Raw genomic sequence first — 13,607 nt, 5'->3', positions numbered from 1 at the left:
CTATGAAAACTTGACAGATACGATGAAAGAGAATAAAGGTATAAGGTCAAGGAGGATGTTATAATGTCAGTAAATAAATTAAACGTTTTTAACGTTACCGCTAACTGGAACGAATTAGATCAAGAATGTGCAGCAGCTGAATTAGCACTAATTAGCGAAAGTATAAATAAGAAATAAATTTCACTTAAAGAAGATAAGATAAAACCTTTGAGGGGCTCGAACGTTCGGTTTTGCCGGACATTAGAGGCCATTGTTGTACTGCGTATTTGCTTTTTATGAAAGTAACTTAACTTATGTCACAGTCCCCTCAAAGGTTTTTTATTGTTTAACCTGCGATGCACGCAACTCATCAGCATAAGCATTCAATTTACGTAAACGATGGTTAACACCCGACTTGGAAATTGGACCACCAGGAACCAATTCCCCTAATTCTTTTAGACTAACCTCTTGATGGGCTAATCGCGTTTCTGCAATTTCCCGCAACTTATCAGGTAAGCTGTTAAGACCTACTCGTGAATCAATAAATTCAATATTTTCGATTTGGCGCGTTGACGCATTCGCAATCTTATTCAGGTTAGCATTTTCACAATTTACTAATCGGTTAACTGAATTCCGCATATCTCGTACAATTCGAACATTCTCAAATTGAAGCATTGAATTAGTTGCACCAATTAATGACATAAAATCCGCAATTTTTTCGGCTTCTTTCAAGTAAACGATAAAACCACTACGGCGAGCGGTTGTTTGAGCATTCAAACCAAACTTGTTCATCATCTGAGCAATGATCTCATTATGTTCTTCATAAAGGGAGTATATCTCCAAGTGGTAGCGAGAAGTTTCGGGATTATTCACTGATCCCCCCGCTAAAAACGCACCTCTTAGATATGAACGGACCATCCATTCATCCTTAAGTAATTCTACAGGTACTTGTTCTTTAATTTGATAATTTTGTAAAATACCAAGATCATCTAAGACATGTTGTGCATGATAACGTAAGCGAACTATATATTGGTTATTCTTTTTTAATTTCATTTTACGACGAACCACGATTTCACTTTCTACCCCGTAAAATTGTTTTAAAAGTGAATAGATTCGTCGCGCAATTGCCGGGTTTTCAGTCTGAACATTCAAAACTAACTGGTGGTCAGCAATGCCAATCGACCCGTTCATCCGAATAAGGGCCATCAATTCTGCCTTTGCATTATCCCGATGAACAGTAATTCCCGTTAATTCTTTCTTTACTTCGCTTGCATATGACATCTAGCATCAGTCTCCTAACTACTCGTGAACTTGGTGAAGTCGATTCATTAATTCTGCTACAACTTTATCGCGATCATGGAAGGCACCATTGTCTTTTAGCCGCAGAAAATTTGAACTAATTACACGACAATGCTGTGCTCGTAGCCCTTGGAAATCATGCTTAACTGGTTGAGAAATTTCATTCCATTCCTGAAAATCAAGATAATTTTCTGGAACAGGTTGAATATTGACTAAGACCGTGTTAATAAAATTCTTCCCAAGGTGATGGTTTAATACCCGAACATGATCAGCATCTGTAAAGTTATCCGTTTCACCTTTTTGCGTCATAATATTGCAAATATAGACAACTTCAGCCTTACTTTCGTAAACAGCTTGCCCTACTTCAGAAATCATCAAGTTTGGCAGGATGCTAGTAAATAAACTTCCAGGGCCAAGGACAATTTGATCTGCGTTCTTTATTGCTGTTATAACCTCTGACACAGGACGAGCAGGATGCCCATCATTATCTTTAGAAGGTGTTACCCAGACCCGTTTAATTTGCTTATGGGCAGCCGTTATTTCCGATTCACCACTTAACTTTGTACCGTCTGTAAATTCAGCATTTAAAGTCAACGGCTCATTAGCAACAGGATAAATATGTCCATTAATCTTCATCATTTCTGATAACTCTTGAACAGCGGTAAAAATACCACCCTTCATTTCAGACAAAGCAGAAATAATTAAATTACCAATCGCATGCCCGGCAAAGAACTGGTCACTACTCTTAAAACGATATTGAAAAATATCAAGTTCGAGATCTGGTAATTCTGATAATGCCACTAAAACATTTCTAATATCACCAGGTGGAACCACATTAATATAGTTTCGTAAAATTCCTGAAGAACCACCATCATCAGCTACTGTTACAACTGCCGTAACATCAACGTTTTGATCTCGCAACCCGCGAAGGATAACCGGTAGACCAGTTCCTCCACCAATCACTACAATCTTTGGTTTATGCAACATAATTAAAACTCCTCTTTACTTTGCCTTCTCAATATCGCGATGGTAAGTATTTACTTTATATCCTTTTTCTTTTAAATCAGCAGCTAATTTATTAGCAATAGTTACTGACCGGTGTTGACCACCTGTACATCCAATTGCAATTGTTAGACTGCTCTTTCCTTCCTTAATGTAACCCGGAAGAGCAATCTCCAAGAGAGACCGTAAATGCTGGTAAAATTCTTTAGCCAGTGGACTCTGCACAACATAATTTTGAACAGCTGGATCATTCCCCGTTAAGTGCTTTAATTCTGGAATATAGAATGGATTAGGGAGGAAACGAACATCCATTACGATATCTGCATCAAGTGGCAACCCATATTTAAACCCAAATGACATTACTTCAACATAAAAGTCATTGCCTTCACCTTGTCCGAATAATTTATTAAGCCTTAACTTTAGATTTCGTGGTGTCACATTAGTGGTATCAATTACTATATCTGCTTGACTTTTAAGATCAGTTGAAAGCTTCCGTTCTAATTCTACCCCATCAAGAATTCGACCTTGCGGAGATAAAGGATGAGAACGTCTTGTTTCCTTATAACGTGAAATTAACGTGACGTCATTAGCATCTAAGAAGAGTAGTTTTACATCTAAATCAGCCCGCTTTTTCAGTTTTTCAAAGTTTGGTAAAACCTCATCGTAAAATCCGCGTGAACGCATATCCATTACCATGGCAATTTTATCAAACTCTCCTGAATCTTCTATCACATCAACAAAACGTTCTGCCAATCCAGGAAGCATGTTATCAATTACGAAATATCCTAAATCTTCTAAGCTATGAACGGCAACGGTTTTCCCCGCACCACTCATCCCTGTAATAATTACTACTTTTAATTTTTTATCTACCATCACTAGTTCCTCTTTTCGCATACAGCCACCCAACTATTTTATCACATCAAGCCAGGTGTGTCTTATTCGAGCAACAAAAAAGGCCAAGTCAAACTCAGCCTTAAATATTAATGCATCCGTCGTTGATCCATTCGTTTAACAATATATAAGATTGGTAATCCTACGATGACGATTCCAATAAAAAGAATTACACCAGCAGGATCATTCATAACTTCACTTACGAGGACAAAGATTCCACCAGCAATCGCAATAATTGGCACTAAGGGATAAAGTGGCGTGCTGAATGGGCGCGGTCCCTTATTCTTATGTCTTAAAATGAAGATCCCAAAGAATGCTAAAAGATAGAAACAATAAACGGTAAACACACACAAATCTGATAAGTGATCAGGGTCAAAGAAGAACATCATAACCGTTGCAAGAATGATAATAAACATCGTTGCGACTACTGGTGACTTACCCTTTGGCGTGATATATGCGAGATAGCGTGAGAATGGCAAATCATGACGACGCGCCATTGCGTATACAATCCGGGGGAAAGTAATCATTTTCCCGTTCAAAGTCCCCATCATCGAAATAATAATTCCGGCTGACAGCAATTTTCCTCCAATTGCGCCAAAGGCTTTTACTGCTAAGTATGCAGTTGCATTTTCGCCTAGTCGATGAATAGTATTAACAGGAAGGAACTTAAGAATCCCAACGGTAATTAAAGTATAAATAATAAGAACAGCAGTAATCCCTAAAATAATAGCTCGTGGCAATAATTTTTGGGGATTTTTCATTTCTCCCCCAAGGTTTGCGATTAAAATCCAACCATCATAACCAAATAAGGTTGCTAAAACTGCTACCCCAAACCCACCAGTTGATTGGTGAATTTCGGTAACCGTTTGACCAAAAGCATCTTGATGCCCCCAGAACAAACCAAAGATAATAATTGCCGCAATTGGAATCATTTTTCCGGCAGTCGTAACAATCGAAAAAATTGCCCCAACTTTATTTTCAAAAAGGTTCATTACGCCAATGGCAATCACTGTAATCACTGCTAAAGGTATTCGCCACTGGGTTCCTAAACCAAAGAAGTTTGCCATTAAAATACTCATGAATCCGGCAACCGAAGCGATAATTGCTGGTCCATAAACAATTACTTGCATCCAGCCAGCTAAAAATCCTAAAAGGCGCCCATACAAGTTTTCGATATATACATATAATCCCCCCGTATATGGCATTTGGGCACCAATTTCCGCCACTGTTAATCCACCAGTTAAAGTAATAATTCCTCCAAATACCCAGGCTGCAATTGCAAGCGTAGATGTACCAGCACTATCAAGAACAGATCCTTGTTTAAAGAATATCCCCGATCCAATAATTGTCCCAACAACAATCGAAATAGCGGACCAAAATCCAAGCGACCTTTTTAGTTCATCTGTTGGTTGTTGATTCATCATCATTCCTCCATTCTTAATATTAGGCAAAATAAAAACCCGGGTATCATCTATTAATGCAATTTGGTCACGCCAAATGATTAATAGAGAACCCGAGTCTGTATAAACCTATTGATTGGGTACACCAAAATCACTCAGCCTTAATAGAGTTAGAGGCTGAGGAGGAAGAAAATTGTTGATTCTGATTATTAAAAAATAACATTTCTTTTCCCTCGTTTCGTGTACTTTAATTTTTATTAGAATAGCATTAGAAGAATTAGATTGCAACTACTTTTTTTGCTTGGCTTCTCGTTCTTCTGCCCATTTTTGATCACGTTCGAGCATCTCTTTTAAATATTTACCAGTGTAGCTTCCCTTTACTTCTGCTACTTGCTCTGGTGTTCCGGTAGCGACAACATTACCTCCACCAGCTCCTCCTTCAGGGCCAAGGTCAATTAACCAGTCCGCTGATTTCACAACATCTAAATCATGTTCAATCACTAAAACAGTATTTCCCGCATCGACTAACCGCTGCAGGACAGCTAATAAGCGCTTGATATCATCCATGTGCAATCCAGTAGTTGGCTCATCTAAAATATAGAAACTCTTACCGTGAGACTGCCGGTGAAGTTCAGCTGCTAATTTCATTCGTTGAGCTTCCCCACCTGAAAGGGTAGTTGCTGGTTGACCAAGGTGAACATAACCCAGCCCAACGTCTTCAATAGTTTGCAATTTGCGCTTAATTTTTGGAATCGCACTAAAGAATTCAAGAGCTTCCGAAACAGTCATATTAAGGACCTCAGCAATATTCTTACCCTTGTATTCAACTTCAAGTGTTTCAGAATTATAACGTGTTCCATGACAAATTTCACATGGCACATAAACATCTGGTAAGAAGTTCATTTCAATTTTAATAATTCCGTCCCCGCGGCAGGCTTCACAGCGCCCACCCTTAACATTAAAGCTAAAACGCCCCTTAGTATAACCACGCATTTTAGCTTGGTTGGTTTGGGCAAATAATTCACGGATGTCATCAAAGACTCCCGTATAAGTTGCAGGGTTACTTCGTGGAGTACGACCAATTGGCGATTGATCAATATTGATAACTTTCTCAATATTTTCGACCCCGCTAATCGACTTGTACTTGCCAGGCTTTGCTGAATTATTATTCAATTTTTGTGCTAAGACCCTTTTGAGAATCATATTAACAAGGGTTGACTTCCCTGAACCAGAAACCCCCGTTACGCAAATAAACTCACCAAGTGGAAAATCAACTGTAATATCCTTTAAGTTATTTTCTGCTGCTCCTGTAATAGTAATTTTCTTACCGTTACCTCCTCGACGCTCTTGAGGTACTGGAATAAATTTTTTCCCTGATAAGTATTGGCCAGTTAAGGATTTCCGTGATCGCATAATTTGCTTAGGAGTTCCGGCTGCCATCACTTGGCCTCCATTTTCACCAGCTCCAGGGCCAATATCAACAATGTAATCGGCCGCGCGCATTGTATCTTCATCATGTTCTACAACAACAAGTGTATTACCAAGGTCACGCATAGCCTTTAACGACTCAATCAAACGGTCATTATCTCGTTGATGAAGTCCAATTGATGGCTCATCAAGGACATACATTACTCCTGATAAATTAGAACCAATTTGGGTTGCTAATCGAATTCGCTGAGCTTCTCCCCCCGAAAGAGTTCGTGCTGAGCGACTTAAAGTTAGATATTCAACACCAACATTTTTCATAAAGGTTAATCGATCAATGATTTCTTTTAAAATCGGCTTAGCAATTTCATTTTTTTGTGCAGAAAGTTTGATGCTCTTAAAGAATTCAAGGGAATCACTAATTGATAAAGCGGAAACTTCACCGATATTTCGCCCATCAATCTTTACTGCTAAGGCCCGCTGGTTTAGCCGGTAACCATGACAAACCGGACATGGAAGCTCAGTCATATACTTTCTCATTTGTTCCCTTGTAAAATCTGAGTTAGTCTCCCGGTATCGTCGGCTAATATTATTGATAACACCTTCAAATGGCACATCGACATCCCGAATGCCACCAAAGTCATTCTCATAATGGAAGTGAAATGGCGTTTCACCATTACCGTACAAAATCTGTTGTTGTTGCTTTTTAGGCAACTTATTGAAAGGAGTATCCATATCAATGCCAACCGACTTGCAGAATTGTTCTAACATTTGGGGATAGTATTGCGATGAGATTGGATTCCAGGGAACAATCGCCCTTTCTTTTAAGGTCTTTGTTCGGTCAGGAACCACTAAATCAATATCTACTTCAAGTTTCAATCCTAACCCTTCACATTCTGGACAAGCACCAGTAGGAGCATTAAAGGAGAATAACCGTGGCTCTAATTCACCAACTGTAAAGCCACAAATGGGACAGGCATATTGTTCAGAAAATGGAATTGGGTCTCCACCAATCACATCAGCAATTGCATAACCATCGCTTAAGCGGAGAGCCGATTCAAAGGAGTCAAATAACCGCGACCTAATTCCCTCTTTGATGATGATTCGATCAATCACGACATTAACCGTATGTTTTTTATTTTTATCTAATTCAGGGACTGAATCAAGGTCATAAGTTTCGCCATCCACTTGAACTCGGACAAATCCCTCACGCTTAATTGTTTCAAAGACTTTCTTTTGTGTTCCCTTTTTATCACGAACAACCGGCGAAAGAATTTGCAGACGTGTCCGTTCAGGCAATTCTAGTACCCGATCCACCATTTGTTCTGGTGACTGACTAGTAATTGGAATATTATCGTTCGGACAAATTGGTGTACCAACCCGTGCCCATAGTAAGCGGAGAAAATCGTTAATTTCAGTCACGGTTCCGACCGTTGAACGCGGATTATGGGATGTTGTTTTTTGGTCAATTGAAATTGCTGGAGATAACCCGTCAATCGAATCTACATCTGGCTTATCCATCTGGCCTAAAAATTGCCGCGCATAAGCCGATAAACTTTCCACGTAGCGTCGTTGTCCTTCTGCATATAATGTATCAAAAGCTAAAGAACTCTTTCCAGAACCCGATAGGCCAGTTACAACGACTAACTTGTTTTTCGGAATAGTAATATCAATATTTTTTAGGTTATGAGCCCGTGCCCCATGAATTATGATCTTATCATTTGCCACGAAATAATCCCTCCTCTATTTTTTTGCTTTTGTCTTTAATTCCATTATCGTATCACGAAGCGTAGCAGCCTGTTCAAAGTCAAGGCGTTTAGCAGCAGAGCGCATTTGCTCTGTTAATTCATCAAGCATCTTTGCTTGGGCCTCTTTATCTAGCTTTGCAAAATCTTTGTCAGTAAATTCAGCACTGTTATCTGCTTCAGCTTCATCCGTTGCTTTCTTAGTAACAGTAATTGCTTCTTGAATTGGCTTGATGATTGTATGCGGCGTAATGTGATGTTCTTCATTGTATTTCATCTGAATCGTCCGTCGCCGCTTTGTTTCATCCATTGCCTTTTGCATCGAGTCAGTCACGGTATCAGCATACATAATTACTGCCCCATTCTCATTCCGGGCCGCGCGACCAATCGTCTGAATAAGTGAACGTTCATTACGTAAAAAGCCTTCCTTATCGGCATCAAGAATGGCGACCAAGGATACTTCTGGAACGTCTAGCCCTTCCCGCAAGAGGTTAATTCCAACAAGAACATCAAATTTACCAAGACGGAGATCACGAATGATTTGCGTTCGTTCAAGAGTCTTAATATCACTATGAAGGTATTTGACCTTTAACCCCATATCTTTTAGATAATCAGTAAGGTCTTCGGACATCTTTTTCGTCAGGGTCGTAACAAAAACACGTTCATTTTTCTCAATACGTTTGTTAATTTCACCAACTAGGTCGTCAATCTGTCCCATTACCGGGCGAACCTCAACTGTTGGGTCAAGTAACCCAGTCGGTCGAATAATTTGCTGAGCAACGTGGTCTGTCTGTTCCATTTCATATGGGCCTGGGGTTGCAGACATATATACAACTTGATTAACATGTTGTTCAAATTCTGGTAGTTTTAATGGTCGATTGTCAAGAGCACTTGGTAAGCGGAACCCATAATCAATTAACATTTGTTTCCGCGCTCGGTCCCCGTTATACATTCCCCGTACTTGCGGCATGGTTTGGTGGGATTCATCAACAACTAATAAGAAATCTTTAGGGAAGAAATCTAATAAGGTATAGGGAGGTTCGCCGGGCTTTCGACCATCCATGTAACGCGAATAATTCTCAATTCCATTGGTATAGCCCATCTCACGCATCATTTCAATATCATAAGTTGTCCGTTGTTGAATTCGCTCTGCTTCAAGAAGCTTTCCCTCATCAGTAAACTTCTTTACTTGTTTCTTCATATCAGCTTCAATTTGTGGCAATGCCCGATCCATGACTTCTTCATTAGTCATAAAGTGAGTAGCCGGGAAGATAGAAACATGGTCCCGGTCACCAATCACTTCGCCTGTCAGCGCATCAACTTCACGAATCCGATCAATCTCATCCCCAAAGAATTCAATTCGCAATGCTCGTTCATCACGCGACGCCGGAAAGATTTCAACTACATCGCCACGAACGCGGAAACGCCCCCGTTGAAAATCAATATCATTGCGATCAAATTGAATATTAACCAGTTCAGTCAACAATCGATCACGTTCAATTTCTTGACCAACGCGCAAAGAAAGAACACTATTTTGGTATTCTCGAGGATCCCCTAATCCAAAAATACTAGAAACAGAGGCAACGACAATTACATCATTTCGTTCCAGTAAGGAAGTGGTGGCAGAGTGCCGCAGCTTATCAATCTCATCATTAATTGACGCATCTTTTTCAATATAAGTATCACTAGATGGAACATATGCTTCCGGTTGATAGTAGTCATAGTAGGAAACAAAATATTCAACCGCATTGTGAGGGAAGAATTTTTTCATTTCACCATAGAGCTGTCCAGCTAAAGTTTTATTATGGGAAAGAATCAAAGTTGGCTTATTAACATTGGCAATCACATTTGAGATTGTAAATGTTTTTCCTGTTCCTGTTGCTCCTAATAAGATTTGAGCTTTTTCACCATCTTCAATCCCCTTTGTCAATTGATTAATTGCTTGGGGCTGATCGCCGGTTGGTTTGTACTCTGACACTAGTTCAAATTTTTTATCTGGTTGCCGGTAAATCAAAAGAAATTCCTCCCTTACGTCGCAGTTAAATAAAATAAAGTGGAATCGCAACTTCATAAATTACCGCATCCCACTTATCACTAACTATTTATTATTTACTGTTATTAGTTTATCACCCAAACATGTATTCGTCTATAAATTTACAGTAAAAAAGTGAGTAGAAAACAATCTCTCCAAACAGGCCCATTTTCACTCACTTCTTAAAATATTTTATTTATCATTTAATTATGCCGAAAGTAACCAAAGTAAAATTGTAAGCCCGCGGCAACAACATTAATCCAATTCAAACAAATAAACCACGGAACAAGATTAGCATTATCAAAATGGGTTACTCCATAAAATACAGAAAAACCACCAATAATCGCAATAAGATTAAGCCAAGCACAGAGGCGCCGCATTACAATGTCTCTTGGTCGACTCAATTCCCAGATAATATCAACGATTAGCCACAATACTAAAATTGCAAATGTTCCTGCAAATAGACTTGGTGTCATCCTTGCCGCCTCCCTTTACTTTGTTAATTTTTACCTTCTACTTCTATTATAAGAAAGCGCTTGCAAAAATCAACTATTTGATAAAAGGAAGCCTAAAAGCATAAATTATTGTTGAATAATTTGCGTAGTAATAATTGCTAATTGGTTTTTCGCATTACCATCTGCATTATCTTTTAATAATTCTGGCAAAATCTTTTTAAGGAAATACTGGACACTAGCCATATCACGAAAATCCATAATTGCCGTCAAGCTCGACTTATAAATATCCATATAAACTGGTTCAGGATTACCTTTTTGGATCTCACCAAATGATTCATACATAAGATCAATCTTATCAGCAACCGCGAGGATTTTACCTTCTAAAGTATCATCTTTCCCTTCCGCAAATCGTCGTTCATAAGCTGCCCGGAACTCAGCCGGAATTTCAGATTGAATAAAGTTTTCTGTTAATGATTTATCAACCCGCGCCAGCATTGAGCGCAATTCAGGGGTAGCATACTTTACCGGTGTTTTGATGTCACCAATAAATCGCTCTGTATAGTCATGATTAAGAGCTTTTTCATATAAAGAACGCCAATCAATTTCATTTCCGACTTGTTCTTCAATATCACCAAGCATTTGTGCTGCTTGCGTTACCTTAAATGAATGGGCAGCCACATTGTGTTCCTCAAATTTAAAATATCCTGGAGCACGGTTAATCATTTCGAGGTCGCTTAAACTTTTCAGATATTCATGCATTCCCACGATGAAGTCCTCCCAAAAAATAATTAATTTGTACAATCATACAATTTTTTGGCGAAATTTCAAGAAAGGTGAGGAAAAATTTAATCTTAGTGACATCCCCAATATCGTATATAAAAACAGAGACTGTTGAAAAAAACAAAGTTTTTTCAACAGTCTCTCAGTTATTATTATTCAGCAAACTCTTGTAAAGCCTTTTCGAAATCAGCTAATTTTTCATTTGCCTTATCTAAGGTATCAGCACTTGTACCAATGTAGAACTTAAGCTTTGGTTCAGTTCCCGATGGACGAATAGCAATCCAAGTATCATCATCAAGAATGTAACGCAATACATTTGATTCTGGGATACCTAATTCACTTACTTCGCCATCAGCTGTAGTTTTAGTCCCATTAGCGAAGTCTTCAGTAACTACTACTTGATGACCGGCAAAATGAGTTGGGGCTTCTTCTCTGAACTTCTTCATTAAAGCCTTAATCTTAGCTGGGCCATCAACACCAGCATAAGTATTAGCAATTGTCTTTTCGCGGAAGTAGCCGTTCTTCTTAAACAATTCTTGTAAGCCATCGTAAAGGGTCATGTTACGACTACGGTAATAAGCGGCAACCTCAGCAAGTAAAGTTAAGGATTGGATAGCATCCTTGTCACGAACAAATGGCTTAATAAGGTAACCATAACTTTCTTCAAAACCAAACATAAAGGTATGATCAGCTTTGCCAGTCTCATATTGATGAATTTGGTCAGCGATCCACTTGAAACCAGTTAAAACATTGATCATCTCAACGCCGTAACTTTCTGCGATCTTAGCAGCGAAGTTAGTAGAAACAATTGATTTTACCGCAGCAGCATTCTTTGGTAAGGTTCCCGCTTGTTTATGCGCTTCAAGAATGTAGGCAAGCATGATAGAAGCAATTTGATTACCAGTTAGCAATTGATATTCACCATCTGGTTGACGAACTGCACATCCAAGCCGGTCAGCATCAGGGTCCGTGGCGATCAACACATCTGCATCAACTTTTTTACCAAGGGCAATGGAACGAACAAATGCTTCTGGGAATTCTGGATTAGGATGTTCCAAACCAGGGAAATCACCATTTGGTTGTGCTTCAGTTGGTTCCATTTCATAATTTGTAAAACAAGCTTGACGCAATGCCCGTTCACCAAGCATTCGGCCAGTTCCACATAATGGGGTAAAGACAAATTTCATATCTTTACCGTATTCCTTGGCTAATTCAGGGTTAACAGTTACACCCTTAGCATTAGCAAGGTATGCAGCATCAACATCTTCACCCATGATTGTTTCCAAACCATTGTCAAGCATTTCTTGTTCATCAGCTAAAGCAATGTCAAAAATATCATCAATCTTACGGATGTAACCTGTCATCATGTCAGATTCTTTAGGTGGCATCTGTCCGCCATCTTCACCGTAAATCTTGTAACCATTGTATTCCTTAGGGTTATGACTAGCGGTAATCATGATTCCCGCATAAGTCCCCATGTGACGAACTGCAAATGACAATTCAGGCGTTGGGCGTAAATTATCATAGATGTAAACCTTAATCCCATGAGCACCTAATACACGAGCAGCATCATGAGCAAATTTACGGGAGTTGTGCCGAGAATCGTAACCAATAGCGACTCCTCGTTTTTTAATATCATCACCCAATGAATCCATTAAAGTTGCCAAACCTTCAGTTGCTTGACGGACAGTGTAAACATTCATCCGGTTAATTCCTGGTCCCATTAGTCCCCGCATTCCTGCAGTTCCGAATGATAATGGACCGTAAAAGGCATCTTCAATTTCTTTATCGTCGCTCATTGCAGCTAATTCTTGCTTTAAGTCTGATTCAAGATCTGTTCGTTCTTGCCAAACCTTATAAGTATCTTTCCAGCTCACAATAATGTCTCCTTTATGTCATACTCTGCTTTTTAGTATACCGCATAAAATGCTATCTGTCGCTTTTTACTTAAAAATTTACTAAAGTTTTACCAAGGCTTGGAAATTGAAATATGAGGCAGAAATTCTTGCTGTTTTTGCCGCTGGATTTGCCGTTGCTTAACACGTTGAGAATATGTTGCCATTAACGTCTTTTGCTCTTCAGTTTCCGGAATTAATTTATTAAATGCCGTTTGTTTTTCAGGATCAAGAATTACAAAAGTCATAAAACAATAAAAGCCGAGGAAACGTTCACCGGTCATCAAGTGCTCGCCAATTACTTTTGTAAATACTTCAATTGATCGCTTCCCAAAGCCGGTAACGTATGCCTCCATACACATTGAATCTTGAAGGTCAAATGGTCGCAGAAATTGGATCTCATCCATTGATACTGTTGCAACTGTTGTTCGAGCTACTCGCATTGCTGCTACCGAGGCTTGACCATCAATTAATTCCAAGATTCGTCCCCCGTATACTGTCCCGTGTTCGTTTAAATCTGAATTACGAATCCGATGAATTGACACCGCTAATGTATCATTACATTTGATTGCACCCATTAAAAAACCTCCTCGTATTCTATAAATAAATCTTTACGGATTTTGCTACATTACATCTTGTCTTCTGGTCACCGCATGATAACCTCTAATTATCATTGGCTTTGGTCAACTGGTATAGGTTAATAC

10 protein-coding genes are annotated in these 13,607 nt (G+C 39.1%); all 10 read right to left on the bottom strand.

Annotated elements, in window-relative coordinates; translation table 11 throughout:
• Window positions 1-318 precede the first annotated feature (318 nt).
• The gene (gene whiA, locus AACL61_RS07995) at window positions 319-1,260 is read right to left on the bottom strand and encodes a DNA-binding protein WhiA (RefSeq protein WP_003670439.1); all 942 of its coding nucleotides are present in this window, start codon (window positions 1,258-1,260) and stop codon (window positions 319-321) included.
• Window positions 1,261-1,278: 18 nt separating this feature from the next.
• Entirely contained in the window at window positions 1,279-2,265 is a 987-nt protein-coding gene (locus AACL61_RS07990; RefSeq protein WP_102816457.1) for a gluconeogenesis factor YvcK family protein, read from the bottom strand.
• Window positions 2,266-2,280: 15 nt separating this feature from the next.
• Complete coding sequence (gene rapZ / locus AACL61_RS07985) at window positions 2,281-3,153, bottom strand: RNase adapter RapZ (protein ID WP_331232058.1); 873 nt, start codon at window positions 3,151-3,153, stop codon at window positions 2,281-2,283.
• A gap of 107 nt (window positions 3,154-3,260) precedes the next feature.
• Window positions 3,261-4,592, bottom strand: coding sequence for an APC family permease (locus AACL61_RS07980; protein WP_078009837.1), 1,332 nt, complete (start codon window positions 4,590-4,592; stop codon window positions 3,261-3,263).
• Between the two features lie 267 nt (window positions 4,593-4,859).
• The gene (gene uvrA / locus AACL61_RS07975) at window positions 4,860-7,724 is read right to left on the bottom strand and encodes an excinuclease ABC subunit UvrA (RefSeq protein ID WP_339111211.1); all 2,865 of its coding nucleotides are present in this window, start codon (window positions 7,722-7,724) and stop codon (window positions 4,860-4,862) included.
• Between the two features lie 15 nt (window positions 7,725-7,739).
• Window positions 7,740-9,755, bottom strand: a complete 2,016-nt coding sequence (gene uvrB, locus AACL61_RS07970; RefSeq protein WP_087214875.1) for an excinuclease ABC subunit UvrB — start codon at window positions 9,753-9,755, stop codon at window positions 7,740-7,742.
• A 221-nt stretch (window positions 9,756-9,976) separates the two neighbouring features.
• Window positions 9,977-10,249, bottom strand: a complete 273-nt coding sequence (locus AACL61_RS07965) for a hypothetical protein (protein ID WP_003670446.1) — start codon at window positions 10,247-10,249, stop codon at window positions 9,977-9,979.
• 105 nt (window positions 10,250-10,354) lie between these two features.
• The gene (locus tag AACL61_RS07960) at window positions 10,355-10,993 is read right to left on the bottom strand and encodes an HD domain-containing protein (protein ID WP_339111210.1); all 639 of its coding nucleotides are present in this window, start codon (window positions 10,991-10,993) and stop codon (window positions 10,355-10,357) included.
• Between the two features lie 167 nt (window positions 10,994-11,160).
• Complete coding sequence (locus AACL61_RS07955; RefSeq protein ID WP_339111209.1) at window positions 11,161-12,885, bottom strand: phospho-sugar mutase; 1,725 nt, start codon at window positions 12,883-12,885, stop codon at window positions 11,161-11,163.
• 89 nt (window positions 12,886-12,974) lie between these two features.
• Window positions 12,975-13,481 carry an acyl-CoA thioesterase gene (locus AACL61_RS07950; RefSeq protein WP_003670450.1) on the bottom strand — a complete coding sequence of 169 codons (507 nt, stop codon included), beginning with the start codon at window positions 13,479-13,481 and terminating at the stop codon, window positions 12,975-12,977.
• Between the last annotated feature and the right edge of the window lie 126 nt (window positions 13,482-13,607).

The sequence above is a fragment of the Limosilactobacillus reuteri subsp. porcinus genome (assembly GCF_036621895.1).
Taxonomy (GTDB): Bacteria; Bacillota; Bacilli; order Lactobacillales; family Lactobacillaceae; genus Limosilactobacillus; species Limosilactobacillus reuteri_J.
The sequence above is the reverse complement of the archived record's forward strand: the minus strand, read 5'-3'. Positions and strand labels throughout refer to the sequence as shown.

Bases quoted from the DNA above. Each gene is read 5' to 3' on its own strand.
- whiA (WP_003670439.1), bottom strand. From the start codon at position 1,260: ATGTCATATGCAAGCGAAGTAAAGAAAGAATTAACGGGAATTACTGTT.
- AACL61_RS07990 (WP_102816457.1), bottom strand. From the start codon at position 2,265: ATGTTGCATAAACCAAAGATTGTAGTGATTGGTGGAGGAACTGGTCTA.
- rapZ (WP_331232058.1), bottom strand. From the start codon at position 3,153: ATGGTAGATAAAAAATTAAAAGTAGTAATTATTACAGGGATGAGTGGT.
- AACL61_RS07980 (WP_078009837.1), bottom strand. From the start codon at position 4,592: ATGAATCAACAACCAACAGATGAACTAAAAAGGTCGCTTGGATTTTGG.
- AACL61_RS07965 (WP_003670446.1), bottom strand. From the start codon at position 10,249: ATGACACCAAGTCTATTTGCAGGAACATTTGCAATTTTAGTATTGTGG.
- AACL61_RS07950 (WP_003670450.1), bottom strand. From the start codon at position 13,481: ATGGGTGCAATCAAATGTAATGATACATTAGCGGTGTCAATTCATCGG.